At 71.4% G+C, this 20,952-nt stretch carries 17 protein-coding genes and 1 riboswitch; of the genes, 9 read left to right on the top strand and 8 right to left on the bottom strand.

Annotated features, from left to right (window positions below; all coding sequences use genetic code 11):
• From BLT97_RS17910 to BLT97_RS17900, 3 genes are all read left to right on the top strand, one after another.
• Entirely contained in the window at positions 1-675 is a 675-nt protein-coding gene (locus tag BLT97_RS17910) for a response regulator transcription factor (RefSeq protein WP_281251134.1), read from the top strand.
• Between the two features lie 251 nt (positions 676-926).
• Complete coding sequence (locus BLT97_RS17905; RefSeq protein ID WP_245769390.1) at positions 927-1,406, top strand: DUF485 domain-containing protein; 480 nt, start codon at positions 927-929, stop codon at positions 1,404-1,406.
• The gene (locus BLT97_RS17900; RefSeq protein WP_093611330.1) at positions 1,403-2,995 is read left to right on the top strand and encodes a solute symporter family protein; all 1,593 of its coding nucleotides are present in this window, start codon (positions 1,403-1,405) and stop codon (positions 2,993-2,995) included. Before BLT97_RS17905 ends, BLT97_RS17900 begins: the two co-directional genes overlap by 4 nt.
• A gap of 61 nt (positions 2,996-3,056) precedes the next feature.
• On the opposite strand, the gene BLT97_RS17895 is transcribed toward BLT97_RS17900, so the two are convergent.
• Together BLT97_RS17895 and BLT97_RS17890 are read right to left on the bottom strand one after the other, a co-directional pair.
• Positions 3,057-3,737, bottom strand: coding sequence for a response regulator (locus BLT97_RS17895; RefSeq protein ID WP_093611328.1), 681 nt, complete (start codon positions 3,735-3,737; stop codon positions 3,057-3,059).
• On the bottom strand, positions 3,734-5,467 hold the full coding sequence (locus tag BLT97_RS17890) for a sensor histidine kinase (protein ID WP_093611326.1): 1,734 nt from the start codon (positions 5,465-5,467) through the stop codon (positions 3,734-3,736). Before BLT97_RS17890 ends, BLT97_RS17895 begins: the two co-directional genes overlap by 4 nt.
• A 247-nt stretch (positions 5,468-5,714) precedes the next feature.
• Here BLT97_RS17890 and BLT97_RS17885 point away from each other — a divergent pair, with 247 nt between their 5' ends.
• Entirely contained in the window at positions 5,715-6,476 is a 762-nt protein-coding gene (locus BLT97_RS17885; protein WP_245769397.1) for an SDR family NAD(P)-dependent oxidoreductase, read from the top strand.
• 120 nt (positions 6,477-6,596) lie between these two features.
• On the opposite strand, the gene BLT97_RS17880 is transcribed toward BLT97_RS17885, so the two are convergent.
• The 3 genes from BLT97_RS17880 to BLT97_RS17870 form a co-directional block, all read right to left on the bottom strand.
• Complete coding sequence (locus tag BLT97_RS17880) at positions 6,597-7,586, bottom strand: ferredoxin family protein (protein ID WP_093611322.1); 990 nt, start codon at positions 7,584-7,586, stop codon at positions 6,597-6,599.
• A 186-nt stretch (positions 7,587-7,772) separates the two neighbouring features.
• On the bottom strand, positions 7,773-8,783 hold the full coding sequence (locus BLT97_RS17875) for a LacI family DNA-binding transcriptional regulator (protein ID WP_093611320.1): 1,011 nt from the start codon (positions 8,781-8,783) through the stop codon (positions 7,773-7,775).
• A 194-nt stretch (positions 8,784-8,977) separates the two neighbouring features.
• On the bottom strand, positions 8,978-10,237 hold the full coding sequence (locus BLT97_RS17870; RefSeq protein ID WP_093611318.1) for a citrate synthase family protein: 1,260 nt from the start codon (positions 10,235-10,237) through the stop codon (positions 8,978-8,980).
• A gap of 129 nt (positions 10,238-10,366) precedes the next feature.
• Between BLT97_RS17870 and BLT97_RS17865 the strand changes: the two genes are divergently transcribed.
• On the top strand, positions 10,367-11,515 hold the full coding sequence (locus BLT97_RS17865) for a citrate synthase/methylcitrate synthase (protein ID WP_093611316.1): 1,149 nt from the start codon (positions 10,367-10,369) through the stop codon (positions 11,513-11,515).
• Positions 11,516-11,850: 335 nt separating this feature from the next.
• Here the strand turns inward: BLT97_RS17865 and BLT97_RS17860 are convergent, their stop codons facing one another.
• Together BLT97_RS17860 and BLT97_RS17855 are read right to left on the bottom strand one after the other, a co-directional pair.
• Positions 11,851-12,087 carry a hypothetical protein gene (locus BLT97_RS17860; protein WP_176953806.1) on the bottom strand — a complete coding sequence of 79 codons (237 nt, stop codon included), beginning with the start codon at positions 12,085-12,087 and terminating at the stop codon, positions 11,851-11,853.
• Positions 12,088-12,276: 189 nt separating this feature from the next.
• The gene (locus BLT97_RS17855) at positions 12,277-12,834 is read right to left on the bottom strand and encodes a DUF6082 family protein (RefSeq protein WP_176953805.1); all 558 of its coding nucleotides are present in this window, start codon (positions 12,832-12,834) and stop codon (positions 12,277-12,279) included.
• Positions 12,835-13,256: 422 nt separating this feature from the next.
• On the opposite strand from BLT97_RS17855, the gene BLT97_RS17850 reads away from it, so the two are divergent.
• Together BLT97_RS17850 and BLT97_RS17845 are read left to right on the top strand one after the other, a co-directional pair.
• Positions 13,257-13,703 carry a DUF6086 family protein gene (locus BLT97_RS17850; protein WP_093611312.1) on the top strand — a complete coding sequence of 149 codons (447 nt, stop codon included), beginning with the start codon at positions 13,257-13,259 and terminating at the stop codon, positions 13,701-13,703.
• 192 nt (positions 13,704-13,895) lie between these two features.
• A complete protein-coding gene (locus BLT97_RS17845; RefSeq protein WP_093611310.1) occupies positions 13,896-15,038 on the top strand; it encodes a CobW family GTP-binding protein in 1,143 nt (380 codons plus the stop codon).
• 65 nt (positions 15,039-15,103) lie between these two features.
• On the opposite strand, the gene BLT97_RS17840 is transcribed toward BLT97_RS17845, so the two are convergent.
• A complete protein-coding gene (locus BLT97_RS17840) occupies positions 15,104-17,557 on the bottom strand; it encodes a DNA gyrase/topoisomerase IV subunit A (protein WP_093611308.1) in 2,454 nt (817 codons plus the stop codon).
• Between the two features lie 251 nt (positions 17,558-17,808).
• On the opposite strand from BLT97_RS17840, the gene BLT97_RS17835 reads away from it, so the two are divergent.
• Both BLT97_RS17835 and BLT97_RS17830 read left to right on the top strand, forming a co-directional pair.
• Complete coding sequence (locus BLT97_RS17835; protein ID WP_245769389.1) at positions 17,809-19,143, top strand: M16 family metallopeptidase; 1,335 nt, start codon at positions 17,809-17,811, stop codon at positions 19,141-19,143.
• Entirely contained in the window at positions 19,140-20,525 is a 1,386-nt protein-coding gene (locus tag BLT97_RS17830; RefSeq protein ID WP_093611304.1) for a M16 family metallopeptidase, read from the top strand. The genes BLT97_RS17835 and BLT97_RS17830 overlap by 4 nt, the downstream gene beginning before the upstream one ends.
• 261 nt (positions 20,526-20,786) lie before the next feature.
• Positions 20,787-20,948: riboswitch (cyclic di-AMP (ydaO/yuaA leader) on the top strand.
• The last annotated feature ends 4 nt before the right edge of the window (positions 20,949-20,952 follow it).

Genomic DNA, 20,952 nt, shown 5'->3' with positions numbered 1-20,952 from the left:
GTGAGCGTGCGGATCGTGGTCGCCGACGACCAGACCGTGGTGCGCGAGGGCATCGTGATGCTGCTCGGGCTGCTGCCGGGCATGGAGGTCGTGGGTGCGGCCGCGGACGGCGAGGAGGCCGTGCGCCTGGCCGCCGAACTCGCCCCGGACGTGGTCCTCATGGACCTGCGGATGCCGCGCTTGGACGGGGTGGAGGCGACCCGCCGTATCCGCTCCGAACACCCCGGCACCCAGGTCGTGGTGCTCACCACCTACGCCGACGACGCCTCGCTGTTCCCCGCCTTGAAGGCCGGCGCGCGCGGCTACCTCACCAAGGACGCGGGCGCGGACGAGATCGTACGGGCCGTCGAAGCGGTGATGTCCGGTGACGCAGGGCTCGCACCGCAGGTCCAACTCCGGCTCTTGGAACGGCTGTCCGAACCGCAGCCCGCGCCGCGGCCTCCCGGCGGACCGCCCGCCGAGCTCCCCGACGGACTCACCGCACGCGAGGCCGAGGTGCTCGCCCACATCGCCGACGGCCTGACGAACACCGAGATCGCCCGCACCCTCCAGGTCTCGACCGCCACCGTGAAGACCCACATCAACAACCTCTTCGCCAAGGCCGGCCTCAAGGACCGTACGCAGGCGGTGCGTTACGCCTACCGGCACGGGCTCGCCGAACCGCCCCGCCGCTGAGGGCCGCCCCGCTGCCGGGCGCCTGCTGTCAGGCATCTGCCGTCGGGCACCTGCCGTCGGGTCGCGCCGACTGCCGGGGCACATCCACCGCGAAGCCGCCCCGGCCACCAGGGCACACCCGGCCCACCAGGGGTCACTTCGCACACGCTTCACCTGATGGAGTGAACAGATCGGGCAGAAGTGTCCGGGATCTTCCCGGTCCGCCCATCCTTGGGCACGCGGCCAAACGGGCGGCGGACAAGGAGAGTTCGGTGGAGAAGCACGACGGGGGGCGGAGCGCACAGATCCGGTTCGACGACCCCTGGTACGACGCACTGGCCTCGGGCTGGGGCGAGCTGGACAGCACCGGCGCCCCCGCTTCCGCGCCCGGACCGCCCGCGCCGAGGGCGGCGGAGCAGCGGGCCGACGCGGCCGGTATCTATCTGGAGGTGCAGCAGAGCGCCGCCTTCCAGGAGGTGCGCAGCCGCTACCGCCGCTTCGTGTTCCCCGCGACGGTCGCCTTCTTCACCTGGTACGTGGCCTATGTCGTCGCCGCCACCATGGCGCCGGACCTGATGGCACAGCCGGTTGCGGGCGCGGTCAACGTCGCGATGGTCGCAGGACTCGGGCAGTTCCTCACCACGTTCGCGCTGACCTGGGCCTACGCCCGCCATGCCCGGCTGCGCAGGGACCGCGCCGCACTCGATCTGCGCTGGGACACCCAGGAGCTCACGCGGGGGGTCGGGCGTTGACCGGCGACCACCAGACTCTGGCGCTGCTGCTGTTCAGCGCGTTCATCGCGGTCACCCTCGGCATCACCACGTGGGTCAGCCGCAACCGGCACGGCAGCGCGGAGGAGTTCTACGCGGGCGGACGGCTGTTCTCGCCGATGGAGAACGGTTTCGCCATCGCGGGCGACTACATGTCCGCCGCCTCCTTCCTCGGCATCTCCGGCCTCATCGCCCTCTACGGCTACGACGGCGTGCTCTACTCCATCGGCTTCCTCGTCGCCTGGCTCGTGGTCCTGCTGCTGGTGGCCGAACTCGTGCGCAACTGCGGCCGGTTCACCCTCGCCGACGTGGTCGCGGCCCGGATGAGCGAGCGGCCCGTACGGATCGCCGCCGGCACCTCCTCCGTCACCGTCTCCGTGCTCTACCTCGTGGCCCAGATGGTCGGCGCGGGCAGCCTCGTCGCGCTGCTGCTCGGCGGCACGAGCGAGGCGGCGCAGTCCTGGACGGTGATCGGCGTGGGCGCGCTCATGGTGGTCTACGTGTCCCTGGGCGGCATGCGCGCCACCACCTGGATCCAGATCGTGAAGGCCGTGCTCCTGATGGGCGGCGCGATCACGCTCACCATCCTCGTGCTGCTGCACTTCCACGGCGACTTCAACCAGATGCTCAACACCGCGGCCGACAAGAGCGGTCACGGCAAGGACTTCCTCGCGCCCGGCCTGCGCTACGGCGGGGACCTGACCTCGCAGCTGGACTTCATCAGCCTCGGCCTGGCGCTGGTCCTCGGCACGGCGGGCCTGCCGCACATCCTGTCGCGCTTCTACACCGTGCCCACCGCGCGGGCCGCCCGCCGGTCCGTCGTCTGGTCCATCGGCCTGATCGGCAGCTTCTACCTGATGACGATCGTCCTGGGCTTCGGCGCCGCGGCCATCGTCGGCACCGACGAGGTCCGGGCCTCCAACGCCTCGGGCAACACGGCGATCCCGCTGCTCTCGCTCATCCTGGGCGGCGGCGCGGGCTCCACGGGGGGAACGGTTCTCTTCGCCTTCGTCGCCGCCATCGCCTTCGCCACGATCCTCGCGGTCGTCGCGGGCATCACCCTCGCCTCCTCGGCCTCGGTCGCGCACGACCTGTACGCCTCGCTGAAGCGCAGGCACGCCAAGCAGCGCAGCGAGGTCGCCGTAGCCCGGATCGCGGCGGTGGGCATCGGCCTCGCAGCCATCGGACTCGGCCTGCTGGCACGGGACTTGAACGTGGCGTTCCTGGTCGGCCTCGCCTTCGCGGTGGCGGCCTCGGCGAACCTTCCGGTGCTCCTGTACTCGCTGTTCTGGCGCGGCTTCACCACCCGGGGCGCCGTCTGGTCCGTCTACGGCGGGCTGATCCCCGCGATGCTCCTGGTGATCTTCTCGCCGGTCGTCTCGGGCTCCCCGACCGCCATGTTCCCGGGCGTGGACTTCCACCTCTTCCCGCTGGAGAACCCCGGGCTGATCTCGATCCCGCTCGGCTTCCTCGCGGGCTGGATCGGCACCGTCACCTCACCGCAGGGCCCGGACCCGGCGAAGCACGCGGAGACGGAGGTGCGGTCCCTGACGGGGGCCGGTGCGGTGTAGCCCGGGGGCCGATCCGCGCTACAGGCCGGCGGCCCACTCGTAGCGGTGCCGCCGACGTGCGCTACAGGCCGGCGGCCCACTCGTAGCGGTGCTCCGGCCGCCCCGTGTCCCCGTACCTGAGGCCGAGACGGACCCGGCCCGCCCGCTCCAGGAGCTTCAGATAGCGCTGGGCGGTCTGGCGGCTCAGACCCGTGCGGTCGGCGAGCTCCTGGGCCGAGAGCGGACCCTCGGCGCCCATCAGCGCACGGCGGACCAGCTCGGCCGTCTCGGGGGAGTGGCCCTTGGGCAGCTGCGGTGCGGTGTCGGCCGACAGGGCACCGAAGATCCGGTCCACCTCGGCCTGTTCGGCCTCGCCCCCGCCGTCCAGGGTGCGCCGCAGCGCCGCGTACGCCTCCAACTTGCCGCGCAGCCCCGCGAACGTGAACGGCTTGACCAGGTATTGCAGCGCACCGAGCCGCATCGCGGCCTGCACCGTGGCCACGTCGCGCGCGGCGGTCACCATGATCACGTCGGTGCGGTCCCCGCGCTCGCGCAGCCTGCGGACCACGGAGAGGCCGGTGTCGTCCGGCAGGTAGTGGTCCATGAGGATCAGGTCGACCGGTCCCGCCGCCTCGATCCGCGCCAGCGCCTCGGCGGCGCTGTGCGCCTGCGCGGCCACCTGGAATCCGGGGACCTTCTCGACGTACGCGGCGTTCACCTTCGCCACGCGGAGGTCGTCGTCCACGACCAGGACTCGGATCATCGTGCATCCCCGATCGCTTGCGAGTGGTCGGCTGGGTCGTGGCTGGTGTGGGTGCGGTGGGTGCCGTCGCGGTGGCCGTCGGTGCCGTGGCCGCCGTGGGCGCCCGGACGCAGCGCCTCCGGCAGGACGACCGTGAACTCGGCGCCCCCGTCGGCCGCTTCGCCGACCGCGGCGCTGCCGCCCTGGCGCTCGGCGAGCCGGCGGACCAGCGCGAGGCCGATGCCGCGCCCGCGGTGGGCCGGGGACTCCTTGGTCGACCAGCCCTCCGTGAAGATCAACTCCCGCTGTTCCGGCGGCACTCCGGGCCCCGAGTCCCGAACGCGCAGCACGACCTCGGACCCGGTGGTCCGCACCTCGACCCCGACCTCGGCGCGCAGACTGCCGGTGGCCGCGTCCAGGGCGTTGTCCACGAGATTGCCCGCGATGGTGACCAGGTCCTGCGGGCCGACAAGGCGGTCCGGGAGCTGCGTGCCCTCGCCGAGCCGCAGGGTGACCCCGCGCTCGGCCGCGACGGTCGCCTTGCCGACGAGCAGCGCGGCGAGCAGCGGGTCGTGGATCTTCTCCGTGATCTGTTCGGCGGTCACGCGCTGGGCCCCGGCCGCCTCGCCCACGAACTCCACGGCGTCCTCGTACATCTCGAGTTCCAGGAGCCCGAGCAGCGTGTGCAGATGGTTGGCGTGCTCGTGGTCCTTCGCGCGCAGGGCGTCGATCAGGCCGCGCGTGGAGTCCAGTTCGCGGCCGAGCTGCTCCAGCTCGGTGCGGTCGCGCAGGGTGGCCACGGCGCCGCCGTCGTGCGTGGGCATCCGGTTGGCGACCAGGACGCGCCGGCCCCGTACCGTGACCAGATCCGTACCGGTCACGCGACCGGCGAGCACATCGGTCGTGCGCCCCTCACCGAGTGCTTCGTCCAGCGGCTTGCCCACCGCCTCGCCGTCGAGCCCGAGCAGCCGCTGCGCCTCGTCGTTGAGCAGCCGGATCCGGCCCGCGCGGTCCAGCGCGACCACGCCCTCGCGGATGCCGTGCAGCATCGCCTCACGTTCGGCAAGCAGCGCCGAGATATCGGAGAACGCCAGGTCACGCGTCTGCTTCTGCACGCGGCGCGCGATCAGGTACGCGGCCAGCGCACCGACCGCGAGGGCCCCGCCCGCGTACGCGAAGAGCCCGGGGATCGCGTTGAGGAGCCGCGCGCGGACACTGTCGTACTCGATGCCGACCGACACCGCGCCGACGATCCGGCCGCTCTCGTCGCGCAGCGGCACCTTGCCGCGGGCCGAGCGCCCGAGTGTGCCGCTGTCGATCTCCATGACGTCGCGGCCGGCGAGGGCGTCGCTGGGGTCGGTCGAGACCACCCCGCCGACCTGCTGCGGATTGGCGTGCGACCAGCGCACCCCGCGCCGGTCCATCACCACGATGTACTCGGCGCCCGTCGCCTTCCGGATCCGCTCGGCCTCCTGCTGCACCGGGCCGTCCGCGGTGGGCCGGGTGTGCTGCAGGTCCTCGGCGATCCGCGGCGCCGCGGCGGTGGCCTCCGCGATGGCCAGCGCCCGGCGCATCGCCTGGTCGTCCATCTCCTTGCCGAGCGGCGCGAGGAACAGACCGGTGGCGAGCACGGCCACTCCGGCGGCGATCCCCAGCTGCATCAGGAGCACCTGCGAGAACACCTTGCGCGGCAGACCGAGGCGCGGTCTGCGCAGGCGCCGACGCGTGCTGCCGGAAGCGGAGGGGGTCATGTCTATGACGGTACGGGGGTGCCCGGCCCGCACCGAAACCCGCCGGGGTGCGCTGTGACCGTCCTCACGTATTGTCCTGGCGCCGGGGGCGGGTTGGGATGGCGTCATGCCGAGCCCCAGCCCCAGCCCCAGCCCCAGCCCCAGCCCCAGCCCCAGCCCCAGCCCCAGCCCCAGCCCCAGCCCCAGCCCCAGCCCGAGTCCAAGTCCGAGTCCGAGTCCGGAGCCGAGCCCTCGACCCGCCCCCGCCGTGGTCAGCTCCGGCCTGCGCTTCGCCGGCCGTGTCGCGGTCGTCACCGGAGCCGCGTCCGGCATCGGTGCCGCCACCGCCGAGCGCCTGGCCGCCGAAGGTGCCGCCGTCGTCCTCGCCGATGTCGCCGAGGAGCGCGGCACCGGTCTCGCCGAGCAGCTGTGCGGCAAGGGCGGACGCGCCGCTTTCGTACGGGCCGACGCCGCCGATCCGGCAGACTGGGAGCGGGTGCTCGACGCCGCGCACGCCTTCGGTCCGGTCGGGGTGCTCGTCTCGAACGCCTTCACGGTCGACATCGCCCCCGCGCACGAACTCCCTCTGGAGTCCTGGCAGCGCCAGCTCTCCGTCAACCTCACCGGCGCCTTCCTGGGCTTCAAGGCCGCGCTCCCCGACCTGCGCGCCGAGCGCGGCGCGGTGGTTCTGACCTCATCCGTCCATGCTCACAAGGGAATTCCGGGCCACCCCGCGTACGCGGCCGCCAAAGGCGCGCTGCTCTCGCTCGGCGGCCAGCTCGCCGTCGAATACGGCCCCGAGGTGCGGGTCAACTGCGTCCTGCCGGGCCCGATCATGACCGCCGCATGGGACCGCGTGAGCGAGGAGGACCGGGCGCGCAGCGTGGCCGAGACGGCGGCGGGGCGGTTCGGGACCCCTGAGGAGGTGGCGGCCGCGATCGCGTTCCTCGCGGCGGACGAGGCGGGCTACATCACCGGGGCGAGCCTGGTGGTGGACGGGGGGTGGAGTGTGGTGAAGGGGTCGGCTTGAGCAGTACGTCTCGTGCGGTCGGGGTGGGCGTCGCGCCTGGTGCGGTCGGGGCGGGGCGTCCCTCTCCGGCTGAGGGGGCGTCCGACTTCGGCTGAGGGCGGGCCCCCGCTCCGGCCGGGATCACACCCCGGCCAGCTCCCGGACCGCCACCACGTCCATCCGCGCCGGAGACCCCAGCGCACCCCCGCAGCTCTCCGGGCGCGGCGGCAGGGCGGCGCCCTGCGCGACGGTTACGGACCAGGCGCGGCCGTCCGTGTGGGCGACGGTGGTCTCCCAGCGCGGGGCGGCGTCCGCGTCGGGCGCGGTGACGGTCTCGCTGCGCAGCACGGAGAGCACCCCGGCCCGCTCCTCGCCCACCGCCGTGCGCACCGCGAGCTCAGCGGCCTGGCCCGGCCGGTCCCAGGCGGAGTTGCCTCGGCAGCCGTCGGTCACGACCCGGCCCTCGCGGACCGCCGCGAGGACCTCCTTGACGGCCGCCGAGTCGAGCCGCCCGTAGGCGTATCCGTACGGCAGGACGAGCAGCGTGGGCGAGAAACGGTGGCCGCCGAGGTGCGTGATCTCCCACGTGCCGTTCGCGCCGGCGGCGGCCAGCTCGGCGGCGAGAGGGCGGCCGAGGAGGGCGCAGCACCGGTCGCGCTTGCCGTTGGTGCAGACGAGGGCCAGCGGCTCACCCGTGTGCGCGCCGCCCGTCAACTCGGCGTCGAAGGAGGCGACTTCACCCCGTCCGAGCGCGGCGAAGTCGAGAGTGAGGAGCCGGGCGGGGTCGGTGATGACGGCGGTGTGCAGCCAGGTGCCGGAGTGGGCGCCGGTTTCGTCGGCGCTGTTCGTGCCGTCGGTGCCGGGGCGGACGTGGGCGGCGTACACCCGGCGCTCGGCGGGGGAGTGGCAGTCGGCGTGCCGGCCGGGGCGGCGGATCAGCGCGACCCGGACGCCGGTGCCCGCGGCGGCGGCTTCGAGCGCCGCGCCGAGCGCGGGGTCGAGGTGGCTGGAGGTGAGCGCCTTGGCACCCCAGGGGCCCGGCTGCTCCAGGAGCAGCCAGGTGGTGGCGGTGGCCGCGGTGCCCGCGAGCGGTTCGTCGAGGTCGCGGGAGGCGGTGGCGCACGTACTCACATAGGTGAGCCTAGCCTGGCCGGGAGGAGGCGATCGAGGCACGGTGCGCAGGGGAGACGAGCGGAACGGACAGCAGCCTCCTGCCGAGGAGTTTGTGCAGGTCTCGGCAGGAGGCTGTGAAAATCTTGCCTGGCGTTCGCAAATCGTCGACACGCTCACGTCATGTCGCGCCAGACCTGACGCTGATCAGGCGCGTACCGCCTGCGCCGTGGAGCCCCGTACGACCAGTTCGGGCTCGAACAGGAGCTCCTCCGGCGGCACCGCACTGCCCGCGATCTGCAGCGAGAGCAGCTCCACGGCGGCGCGGCCCATGGCCTCGATCGGCTGGCGGACCGTGGTGAGCGGGGGCTCGGTGCAGTTCATGAACGCCGAGTCGTCGTAACCGACCACCGAGACCTCGCGCGGCACGTCGAGCCCGCGCCGGCGGGCCGCCCGCACCGCGCCGAGCGCCTGCGGGTCGCTCGCGCAGATGAGGCCCGTGACACCGGCGTCGATCAGCCGGGTGGCCGCGGCCTGGCCGCCCTCAAGGGAGAACATGCCGCGCACCACGTGCTCGTCGGGCAGCGAACCGCCGGCCGCCTTGGCCGCGGCCCGCGCCCCGATCAGCTTGCGCTGCGAGGGCATGTGGTCGGCGGGGCCGAGCACGAGTCCGATGCGCTCGTGGCCGAGCGAGGCGAGGTGGCGCCAGCTCTGCTCCACCGCCGAGGCGTCGTCGCAGGAGACGGCCGGGAAGCCGAGGTCCGCGATGGCCGCGTTGATGAGGACGACCGGGATGTTGCGCGCGGCGAGCTGCTTGTAGTGGTCGTGCGGTGCGTCGGCCTGGGCGTACAGACCGCCCGCGAACACCACGCCGGAGACCTGCTGCTGGAGCAGCAGCTCTACGTAATCGGCCTCGGAAACCCCGCCCTTGGTCTGGGTGCACAGGACCGGGGTCAGGCCCTGTTGGGCGAGGGTGCCGCCGATGACCTCGGCGAACGCGGGGAAGATCGGGTTCTGCAGCTCGGGCAGCACGAGGCCCACGAGGCGGGCGCGCTCGCCGCGCAACTGCGTGGGCCTCTCGTACCCGAGCACGTCGAGTGCGGAGAGCACGGACTGCCGGGTGGCCTCGGAGACTCCGGGCTTGTTGTTGAGCACCCGGCTGACCGTGGCCTCGCTGACCCCGACCTTTTTGGCCACTTGAGCAAGTCGTCGCGTCATGGCCGCAAGATTAGCGCAAACCTTGCATTCTGCTTGCGGTGCGTCGGAGTTGACTGAAACCTGGTGCTCAGGGCGGTGCTGTGGGCCGTGCCAGGCGGCGGGCCCGACGACGTAACCAGCGGGCGCGCTCGTTCGCGCGGTCTCGCGGTCTCGCGGTCTCGCGGTCGCGCGGTCTCCCCGTCTCCCGTGCAGGCTTACGCCGTGGCCCGCGTCGGCAGCGGGAGCGGCTGCGGTGGACGGGCCCCGGTGTACTGGCCGCTCGGCCGCATCCGCAGTGGACGCTCCCCGTACTCCTCCAGTGCGTGCGCGATCCAACCTGCGGTGCGGGCCACGGCGAAGACGGTCTCGCCCGCCTCGGGCGGCATCCCGCTCGCGACGGTCAGCACGGCGAGGGCGAGGTCGACGTTGGCGTACAACTCGGTGTGCCGGGCGGTCGTCCGCACCACGTCACGCGCCGCGGCGAGCGCCTCGTGTGCCTCCGGTACTCGCTCCAGCGCACCGAACAGCGCCTGTGCGCGCGGGTCTTCGCGCGGATAGAGGCGGTGGCCGAGTCCCGGGACCCGTCGTCCCGCCTTCAGATGGTCGGCAACGACCGCGGCGGCGCTGCCCCGGTCGAGCACCTCGGTGAGCATCCGGTGCGCGAGCCCGCTGGCGGCCCCGTGCAACGGGCCCTCCAGGACGCCGAGTCCGGCGGAGACCGCGGCATACGGGTGGGCGTGGGCCGAGGCCGCCACCCGCACCGCGAGGGTGGACGCGGCCAGGTCGTGGTCGATCAGGAGCACAAGTGCCTTGTCCAGCGCGCTCATCCACGGTTCGTCGGGGGCGCGGCGGGTCAGGCGCGGCCACAGCCGGCCGGCGAGGGTGTGCTCGTCGCGCGACCAGTCGCCCACGGTGGGCAGGGCGTCGACCAGGGTGGGCACGAGCGCGCGGGCCGTGCCGAGCACGGCCTGTTCGTCGAGGTCGAAGCGGAGCGGGTCGGCGGCGGCCGCGGCGATGGTGGCCACGCGCAGCCGGTCCATGGGGCCGCTGTGCGCGGGCAGGGCCGCCACGGCCCGGCGCGCGGCGCCGACGATCTCCTCGGGTGCGGTGAAGCGGACGTCCTCGCGCAGGACGCCGGTCCACAGCCATTCGGCCACCGGTTCGTACGCGTAGTGCGCGGCCAGTTCGGTCGCGTCCACGCCGCGGAAGTAGTAGCGGTCCTTCTCGATGAGGGTGATCCGGGTCCGCACGGCGAGCTCCCCGCCGCCCGAACTCGCGGCCGCGGCGCGGGTGTTGCGCCGCGCGAGCGCCTCCACCTCCTCGGCGTCGAAGGTCGACCCGCGCCCGCCCGCGCCCCGCCTGCTGCTCAGCAGCCCGCGGCTCACGTACGCGTACACGGTCTCGGCCTTCACGCCGAGCCGCTCGGCCGCCTCCTTGGTGGACAGCCGCCGGCTGCCGTCCTGCTCACCGCTCATGCCCTCACCGTATCGACTCGACTGGACACCATGGACGCCCTGCGCCCTTATATTGATCCAATCAATATTGACACGTAACAAGTCAAGCATGGACAGTCGACTCAAGTTCAGAAGAGGGGAGCAGCACCCATGTCGTTGACCAGTGAGTTCCCGCGCGGTCTCGCGGGCGTGGTCGTCACGCACACCGCACTCGGGGATGTACGGGGCCGCGAGGGCTTTTACCACTACCGCCAGTACTCGGCCGTCGAGTTGGCCGAGCGCCGCACCTTCGAGGACGTATGGCACCTGATGGTGCTGGGCGAACTGCCGGACGCGGCCGCGCTGCGCGAGTTCACCGCGCGGACGGCGGCCCTGCGCGCCCTGCCCGAGGAGGTGCGCGCGGCGCTCCCCGCGATCGCCCGGGCCTCGGCGCTCTCCGGACCGCTGGCGGGGCTGCGCTCGGCGCTGTCCCTCTTCGGCGCGGCGAAGGGCTTCCGCCCGGTGTACGACATCAGGCCGGAGCAGCGGCTCGCGGACACGCTCGCCGCGAGCGCGGTCGTCCCCACCCTGCTCACCGCGCTGCACCGCCTGGGGCAGGGCCTGGAGCCGGTCGAGCCGCGCGCGGACCTCTCGTACGCCGCCAACTACCTCTACATGCTGACCGGTTCGGAGCCGGACCCCGCGCACACCCGGGCGGTCGAGCGCTACCTGATCTCCACGATCGACCACGGATTCAACGCGTCCACCTTCACGGCCCGCGTTATCACGTCGACCGGCGCGGATGTGGCGGCCTGCCTGGTCGGCGCGGTCGGCGCGCTCTCGGGCCCGCTGCACGGCGGTGCACCCAGCCGGGCCCTCGACACCTTGGACGCGATCGGCACCCCGGACCGCATCGACGCGTGGATCAGGGAACGGGTCCTGGCCGGCGACCGCATCATGGGCTTCGGCCACCCCGTCTACCGCACGGAGGACCCGCGCTCGCGCATGCTGCGCGGCATCGCGCAGGAATTCGGCGGCCCGCTGGTCGAGTTCGCGGTGGAGGTGGAGCGCGAGGTGGAAGCGATCCTGGCGGAACTCAAGCCCCACCGCGAGCTGCACACGAACGTCGAGTTCTACGCGGGCGTGGTCATGGAACTGTGCGGCCTGCCCCGCGACATGTTCACCCCGACGTTCGCCGCGGCGCGGGTGGTCGGCTGGAGCGCGAACATCCTGGAACAGTCCCAGGACTCGAAGATCATCCGCCCGGCGGCTCGGTATGTGGGGGTGGAGGCGCCCCAGTTTGTGCCTGAGCTCGGCTGAGCAGCCACTGCTTCCGCCGGCTCGGGTGACGGGCAGGGCCCCATCTCGGTCGCGCGAGGCGGTGAGATGAGGCCCTGGATCGCGATGTGGACGGGCCTTGGCTGTCTTGGGCCGCGCTTTTCCTCAGAGGTGATCTCGGACTATTCGATAGAGCGTGTAGATCGGCCCGAGCCAGCGAAATCGCTTGTACCAGCGCTCGCGCTTGTCGTCGTCTCCGTTCTTGTGCCCTGCAGGCTGCGAAGCCATGGGGCGCCCCCTTTCCGGTCCACGTTCGTGGGTCCCCGGGTGATCACGACGCGACGGACGTGCAGGGAGAGGGGGAGGGAACGGCAGTGTCAGGCGTCCGGGATGTCGGCCTTGGCCCGTACGAGGGTCTCGCGGCTGACGATCACCACGCGCTCGTAGTCGGCGACACCGGCATCGGAGGGGAGCTTGTCCTTGAGCTCGGCGGTGGCCTCGGTGCCGATCACCGCGAAGTTCCCGTCGCTCAGTTCGAAAACATCGGGGCAAGTGGCGGCCGAGGCGCTTCCGCGGAGCTTGGGGGATACGCCGATGCGCCGAACAATTTCCACAGGTCTGGATCCTTTGTGTGCGTGTCTGCCGGTGCACTCCGTCATGCACTGACGTTAGTGCCGCACACCTTAGAACCTCAGTGGCGCTTCGGGTTGCACGGACCCGTAGCGACTCGCGTATTGCCATGTAGGCCGCTGCGGAAAGGGAGTTGGAGGCTCACCCGTTCGGGTTGCGAAAGATGACGCTGCCTAGTCCGGTGGTGCTCCCACCACGAACCAGTCCCCGTCGCCGTCCTGCAGCTCCTGGTACAGCTCCTCCGCCATCCGCCCGATCTCCGCCTCCTCCGACTCGGGGTCGAGCGCCAGCCGGTGGTGCCGGGTCATCTCCCAGTACTCGCAGATGTACGGGCTCTGGAACAGATCCCGCAGATGTCCGAACAGCTCGCGCTTCGTCAGCAAGCCGGACATGTGCAGATGGAGGGCGTTCACATACCAGAGATTGGCGTACATCATCTGACGCCGCTTCTCCGGGGAGAGCTCGACTCGGTAGGTGTCGATGACTTCGGCGAGAGCCGGGTCGTCGATGGCTTTGCTGAGCAACTCCCAGTGCATGCGCTGCTGGTGGGCGCGTGCCTCGCGGTGCCTCAACTCCTCGTCGAGGGCCGGATGGTGGCATGCGGGAGCGGCGGGGCCGCCCGCGGGGGCGGAGCCGCGTCCGCACAGGAGCCGCAGTGCGGACGTGCCGAAGAAGAAGCCGGCCGCGGCCGCGACCGCGTACCGCATGGGACGGCTACTCTGTGTGGCCATGTCAACCCCCGAGTCAAGGCGACCGTCCGCCGGCCGTCGGGTGCGGGGCGACAGGGAGCGGGACCGGCGAGCGGTGGGCGGCGCTTGCCACCTCCCAGGGTTGCCGAGCGGCTCTGGTCGGCGGGAGGCGGAGAGGAGGCGCACAGAGGCGTACGTATGTCGTGACAACTGGGCGCCGTGACCTGACTGTGCCCCGCATGCGCCGTGAACAATCGTTTACTGCGGCCGATCCGGCAAAAAATCTGCACTCAGTGCCGCCGGTGGTGCGATCGACATGGGCTGGGGGTGACGGGATCAGCACCTCAACCACGCCCACGGAAGAGCAACGTGCTCCGGCTCCCCAAGACGCCGTTCTACCCAGGTGCCCCACCCTCGCCTGACCTTCTAACCTGTGCCGAAGCGGCTGAGCGGGGGGATCTGTGATGAGCATGTACTTCGCCATCGGTGACGAGACGCTGTGGAATCCGGCGCATGGTGCCGGCCGCCTCTTCCTGCGGCAGGTCGAAGTCTTCGAGGCGGAGCTCGAGCTGCCCTCGGGAATCGGCCAGGGCAAGTATTGGGGTGACCCGGACACACTCGAGGTCGATCCGGCTCTGTACGCGGAGTTCGCGCGCAGTCTGGTCGTCTGGCACTGCCGTACGGGGCACTCTGTGATCCTCGCGCTCTCCGAGGGGTTCGTGGCGACGACGCTCGCGCTCGCCTGGCGCGCGGGAATCGAAGTGGGCATTCCTGAACTGGATTCCGGCCATGTGTGTGGCGGCGTCCAGCGCGACGTGCAGGTTCCCGGCAGTCCACGGCCGACGGCAGCCGCTGTCGTCACCGCGCTGCGCACGCGGGCGCGGGAAATGGACCGCTCGATGGCCCGCTGAGGCGGTGCGTCCGAGACCGCCCCGACATGCCGGCCGGAACTCAGGTGAAACGCAGACCGAGTGATCGACTCCGAATCCGCGGAGGTCCGCGGAGCAAGCGGCTGCAATGGGCCGGCGGTGGCTTGAGTGCCTAGGTGAAGGGCCACTTATGCTGGTCCGGTTCCACCGCCATCGCCACACGAAGGACACAGCGTGACCGAGCGGCAGATCCCCGTCCTCGTCCTCGCCGGGTTTCTCGGGGCGGGTAAGACCACCCTGCTCAATCATCTGCTCCGCGGCAGCGGCGGGACCCGGGTCGGGGTCGTCGTGAACGACTTCGGGGCGATCGAGATCGACGCCATGTCCGTGTCCGGGCAGGTGGGTTCCACCGTCTCGCTCGGCAACGGCTGCCTGTGCTGCGCCGTCGACGGCAGTGAGCTGGACACGTATCTGGAGAAGCTCACGCACCCGTCCGTGGGTCTCGACGTCATCGTGATCGAGGCGAGCGGGCTCGCCGAGCCGCAGGAGCTCGTGCGGATGCTGCTCGCCAGCGAGAACCCGTACGCGGTGTACGGAGGTCTGGTCGAGGTGGTCGACGCCGCCGAGTTCGAGGCCACGCGCGAGCGGCATCCGGAGCTCGAACGGCACATCGCGCTGGCCGACTTGATCGTGCTCAACAAGGCCGACCGGGTCGGTGCGGACGAGCTCGCGCGGGTGCGGAAGGCCGTGTCCGGCACGGGTGCGTCGGCCGCCGTGGTCGAGGCCTCGTACGGGCGGATCGATCCGGAGCTGCTCTTCGAGCGGCGGCCGAGCGCCGAGCGGGTCGGGCAGCTGTCCTTCGACGACCTCCGGGAGGAAGCGGAGGGAGACGGCCATGGGCAGGGGCATGGCGATGGGCATGGGCGTCATCTGCATGCCGCTTACGAGACCGTGTCGTTCGTCTCGGCGGCGCCGATGAGTCCGCGGCGGCTTCTGGCGTTTCTGGACGAGCGGCCCGAAGGGCTGTACCGCATCAAGGGGTTCGTCGACTTCGGTGCGCACGACCGGCGCAACCGCTACACCCTGCACGCGGTCGGACGCTTCCTGCGGTTCACGCCCGAGCCCTGGGGTGATCAGGAGGAGCGGCTGACGCAGCTCGTCCTGATCGGTGCCGGGATCGACTCGGAGGCGCTGCTCGCCGGTCTGGAGCGGTGCCGGGACGACGTACCGCAGGATGCGCGGCCCGAGGCGATGTGGGGTGTGCTGCGGTTCGTACGGAAGGACGGCGCCGAGGAGGCCGCCGAGGAGGCCGCCCTGGGGGACTTCGGCGGGTCCGAGGACGCCGACGACGAAGGGCCGGACCCGGCGTACGCCTGAGTCCGGCCCCCGGGGTGCCCGGTGATCGACGGTCCGCCGATCACCGGGCCACCAAGCGCTCTGCGTCACACCACCCCGGACACCGCCGCCACCGTCTTGCCCAGCGCGATGCCCGAGCCGTCGCGGCGCGGGTCGAGCTCCGGGAGTTCGGCCGGTGTCCCGTTCTTCTGGGCCGCCTTCGCCGGCACCGGGCCCGCCCACGCGAAGGACAGGCAGTCCTCGCCCTTCAGGAAGCGCTGGGCGCGGACGCCGCCCGTGGCGCGGCCCTTGCGCGGGTAGAGGTCGAACGGCGTGGCCTTGGCCGTCGTCTGGACCGAGTCGTCCAGCGTGCCGCGCGAGCCCGCGATGGTGAACACCACCGCATCCGCCGCCGGGTCCACCGCCGTGAAGGAGATGACCTTCGCGCCCTCGGCCAGCTTGATGCCGGCCATGCCGCCGGCCGGGCGGCCCTGCGGGCGGACCTGCGAGGCCTGGTAGCGCAGGAGCTGGGCGTCGTCCGTGATGAAGACCAGATCCTCCTCGCCCGTGCGCAGTTCGCAGGCGCCGACGATGCGGTCGCCGTCCTTGAGCGTGATGACCTCCAACTCGTCCTTGTTGGAGGGGTAGTCCGGCACCACCCGCTTCACCACGCCCTGTTCCGTACCGAGGGCGAGACCCGGAGAGGACTCGTCGAGGGTCGTCAGGCAGATCAGCGTCTCGTCGTCCTCAAGGGACAGGAACTCGGAGATCGGCGCACCGCCCGCGAGGTTGGGCGCCGACGCCGTGTCCGGGAGCTGCGGCAGGTCGATGACATTGAGCCGCAGCAGCCGGCCCGAGGAGAGCACCGCGCCCACCTCGCCGCGCTGCGTCGCGGGCACCGCCGAGACGATCACGTCGTGCTTGACGCGCTTGCCGTCGGCGTCGGTGACGACATCGCCGTTGGCCGTACGGGCCAGCAGACCCGTCGAGGAGAGCAGCACCCGGCACGGGTCGTCCGCGACCTCGAGCGGGACCGCGGACACCGGGGCGCCCGCCGACTCCAGGAGCACGGTGCGCCGGTCGGTGCCGAACTTCTTGGCCACCGCGGCCAGTTCGGCCGAGACCAGCTTGCGCAGCTCGGCGTCCGACTCGAGGATCTTCGTGAGCTCCTCGATCTCCGCCTTGAGCTTGTCGCGCTCCGACTCCAGCTCGATGCGGTCGAACTTGGTGAGCCGGCGCAGCGGCGTGTCCAGGATGTACTGGGTCTGCACCTCGCTCAGCGAGAAGCGCTCCATCAGGCGCTCCTTGGCCTGCGCGGAGTTCTCACTGGAGCGGATGAGGCGGATGACCTCGTCGATGTCGAGCAGCGCGACGAGCAGGCCCTCGACCAGGTGGAGGCGGTCCTGCTTCTTGCCGCGGCGGAACTCGCTGCGGCGGCGCACGACCTCGAAGCGGTGGTCGAGGTAGACCTCGAGCAGCTCCTTGAGGCCGAGCGTGAGCGGCTGGCCGTCCACCAGCGCCACATTGTTGATACCGAAGGACTCCTCCATCGGCGTCAGCTTGTAGAGCTGCTCCAGGACCGCCTCCGGCACGAAACCGTTCTTGATCTCGATGACCAGGCGCAGGCCGTGCGCACGATCGGTGAGGTCCTTGACGTCCGCGATGCCCTGGAGCTTCTTCGAGCCGACCAGGTCCTTGATCTTCGAGACCACCTTCTCGGGGCCGACCGTGAAGGGCAGTTCGGTCACGACGATGCCCTTGCGGCGGGCCGTGACCGTCTCGATCGAAGTGGTGGCGCGGATCTTGAAGGTGCCGCGGCCGCTCTCGTACGCATCCTTGATGCCGCCGAGCCCGACGATCCGGCCGCCCGTGGGCAGGTCGGGACCCGGGATGAACCGCATCAGGGTCTCCAGGTCCGCGCCCGGGTGCTTGATGAGGTGGCGGGCCGCGGCGATGACCTCGCCCAGGTTGTGCGGGGGCATGTTGGTCGCCATGCCGACGGCGATGCCGGAGGCACCGTTGACGAGGAGATTGGGATAGGCGGCCGGCAGCGCGACCGGCTCCATCTCCTGGCCGTCGTAGTTGGGCGAGAAGTCCACCGTGTTCTCGTCGATGGACTCGGTCATCAGCGAGGTGGCGTCGGCCATGCGGCACTCGGTGTAGCGCATCGCGGCCGGCGGGTCGTCGTTGCCCAGCGAGCCGAAGTTGCCGTGGCCGTCGACCAGCGGCACCCGCATCGAGAACGGCTGTGCCATGCGCACCAGCGCGTCGTAGATCGACGCGTCGCCGTGCGGGTGCAACTTACCCATGACCTCGCCGACGACGCGGGCGCACTTCACGTAGCCGCGGTCGGGGCGCAGGCCCATCTCGTTCATCTGGTACACGATGCGGCGGTGCACCGGCTTCAGACCGTCGCGGGCGTCCGGCAGGGCGCGGGAGTAGATCACCGAGTACGCGTACTCGAGGAAGGAGCCCTGCATCTCGTCGACGACGTCGATGTCGAGGATCTTCTCCTCGAAATCGTCGTCCGGCGGCGGGGTCTTCGTGCTGCGGCGGGCCATCGCGCTGCGGCTCCTTCACCTACGAATCGGTTCTCTGAACCCAATAATCGGTTCTCTGACGCGGACCATTGTGGACCGCCCCACTGACAACGCGGACGTCGACCCGTCCGCACCCCACCCGATGTGATCGCTGAGGGCTGAGCCGCCGCGGGAACTTCCCCGGATGTCCGCGCGCTTGCATACAGTGACAGAACTCTCTGCCTGTACGTACTCCACTACGTATTCCACGCGATCGAAGGGACCACATGCCCATGGGTCACACGGCCACCGCCGAGGCCGGCTCCGGCGGCCTGACAGCGACCGAGCACCGGCTGGCCAACGGCCTGCGCGTCGTGCTCTCCGAGGACCACCTGACCCCTGTCGCGGCAGTCTGTCTCTGGTACGACGTCGGTTCACGGCACGAGGTGAAGGGGCGCACGGGCCTGGCCCACCTCTTCGAGCACCTCATGTTCCAGGGCTCGGGCCAGGTCAAGGGCAACGGGCACTTCGAACTGGTGCAGGGCGCGGGCGGTTCGCTCAACGGCACGACCAGCTTCGAGCGCACCAACTACTTCGAGACGATGCCCGCCCACCAGCTGGAGCTCGCGCTCTGGCTGGAGGCCGACCGCATGGGCTCGCTGCTGCTCGCCCTCGACGACGAGTCGATGGAGAACCAGCGCGATGTGGTGAAGAACGAGCGCCGCCAGCGCTACGACAACGTGCCGTACGGCACGGCGTTCGAGAAGCTCACCGCCCTGTCGTACCCGGAGGGCCACCCCTACCACCACACGCCGATCGGCTCGATGGCCGACCTGGACGCGGCCACCCTGGAGGACGCGCGGAACTTCTTCCGTACGTACTACGCGCCGAACAATGCGGTGCTCTCGGTCGTCGGCGACATCGACCCCGAGCAGACCCTCGCGTGGATCGAGAAGTACTTCGGCTCGATTCCCTCGCACGACGGCAAGCAGCCGCCGCGCGACGGTGCGCTGCCCGAGATCATCGGCGAGCAGAAGCGCGAGGTGGTCGAGGAGGAGGTGCCGGCCCGCGCGCTGATGGCCGCCTACCGGCTGCCGCACGACGGCACCCGCGAGTGCGATGCCGCCGACCTCGCCCTGACCGTGCTCGGCGGCGGCGAGTCCTCGCGGCTGTACAACCGTCTCGTACGGCGCGACCAGACCGCCGTGGCCGCCGGATTCGGGCTCCTGCGCCTGGCGGGTGCGCCCTCGCTCGGCTGGCTGGACGTGAAGACCTCCGGTGATGTCGAGGTGCCGGTGATCGAGGCCGCCGTCGACGAGGAGCTCGCGCGGTTCGCCGCCGAGGGCCCGACGGCGGAGGAAATGGAGCGCGCCCAGGCCCAGTTGGAGCGCGAGTGGCTGGACCGGCTCGGCACGGTCGCGGGCCGCGCGGACGAACTGTGCCGCTATGCCGTGCTGTTCGGCGACCCGCAGCTCGCCCTCACCGCCGTCGACCGCGTCCTGTCGGTCACGGCAGAGGAGGTCCAAGCGGTGGCGAAGGCCCGCCTGCGCCCCGACAACAGGGCGGTTCTGGTGTACGAGCCCACGCACGCAGAGGTACAGGACGAGGACGAGGAGGCGGGGCAGTGACCGAGCTCTCCACCATGGAATTCCACCCGCAGCCCCAGGCCGGCGAGGCCAAGCCCTGGGCCTTCCCGGCGCCCGAGCGCGGCGCGCTGCCCAACGGTCTGACGGTCCTGCGCTGTCACCGCCCCGGCCAGCAGGTCGTGGCCGTCGAGGTCTTCCTCGCCGCGCCGCTGGACGCCGAGCCCGAGGGCCTCGACGGTGTCGCCACCATCATGGCGCGCGCCTTCTCCGAGGGCACCGACAAGATGAGCGCCGAGGAGTTCGCGGCCGAACTGGAGCGCTGCGGCGCCACGTTGGACGCGCACGCCGACCACCCGGGCGTCCGGATCTCGCTGGAAGTCCCCGTCTCGCGGCTGCCGAAGGCGCTCGGTCTGATCGCCGACGCCCTGCGCGCACCGGCGTTCGCGGAAAGCGAGATCAGCCGCCTGGTCCGCAACCGGCTCGACGAGATCCCGCACGAGCTGGCCAACCCCGCCCGCCGCGCCGCCAAGGAGCTCTACAAGGAGCTGTTCCCGGCCACCGCGCGCATGTCGCGCCCGCGCCAGGGCACCGAGGCCACGGTCTCGGCCATCGACGCGGCGGCCGTGCGCGCCTTCTACGAGCGGTGGGTGCGCCCCTCGACCGCCACCGCCGTGGTCGTCGGCGACCTCGCCGGCACCGACCTCGACGCGCTGCTCGCCGAGACCCTCGGCCAGTGGACCGCCGCGCCCGGCGAGGCCCGCGCGGCCGCGCCGATCACCGCCGACGACACCGGCCGTGTGGTCATCGTCGACCGCCCCGGTGCCGTCCAGACGCAGCTGCTCATCGGCCGCGTCGGCGCGGACCGCCACGACCGAGTGTGGCCGGCGCAGGTGCTCGGCACGTACTGCCTCGGCGGCACCCTGACGTCCCGTCTGGACCGCGTCCTGCGCGAGGAGAAGGGCTACACCTACGGCGTACGGGCCTTCGGGCAGGTGCTGCGCTCCGCCGCCGACGGCACCGGCGCCTCGCTGCTGGCCATCAACGGCTCGGTGGACACGCCCAATACGGGCCCGGCGCTCGACGACCTGTGGAAGGTGCTGCGCACGCTCGCGGCCGAGGGGCTGACCGACGCCGAGCGCGAGACGGCCGTGCAGAACCTCGTGGGCGTGGCCCCGCTGCGCTACGAGACGGCTGCCGCCGTCGCGGGCACCCTCGCCGACCAGGTCGAGCAGCATCTCCCGGACGATTTCCAGGCGCAGTTGTACCGGATGCTCGCCGAGACCGGCACCGTCGAGGCCACGGCCGCGGTGGTCAGCGCGTTCCCGGTGGACCGTCTCGTGACGGTGCTCGTGGGCGACGCCGCCGAGATCGCCGAGCCCGTGAAGGCGCTCGGCATCGGTGAAGTGACGGTTGTCACGGGCTAAGTGCCCGTTGTCACGGGCGAGTAGAGGTCCGGCAGCGGCCACCGCCGGTCGCCGCAGGTGAACAAGGTGAGAGCAGGGACTCCGGAGGCATCCGGGGTCCCTGTTTTCCGTAGATACCCCTGTATGTCCGAATTGATAGGGGGGTTGAGGGTCTGCCCTGTGGCATGCGCTACAAAAGGCCGGTTCCGTTTGTTGATTGAAAGATGTCCCGCTTAGCGTCGGTCCGGCTGTTCGTCCGCTGTACGCCGCACCCGCGGCAACGGGCAGCCATCGCCGAGTCCCCGTCAGGCGCGAGCCTGGGGAGCCGGGGACCCACACGCAGTCCCTGGGGTGAATCGGGAGCCCGTCGCGAGGCGGACCCCCGTAGGAGACCTTCCTGCTCCGAACCCGTCAGCTAACCCGGTAGGCGAGAAGGAAGGAAAGGACA

It is taken from the genome of Streptomyces indicus (assembly GCF_900100315.1).
Taxonomy (GTDB): domain Bacteria; phylum Actinomycetota; class Actinomycetes; order Streptomycetales; family Streptomycetaceae; genus Streptomyces; species Streptomyces indicus.
Note: the sequence above shows the minus strand (reverse complement) of the source record. Positions and strands in the feature narration are given on the sequence as shown.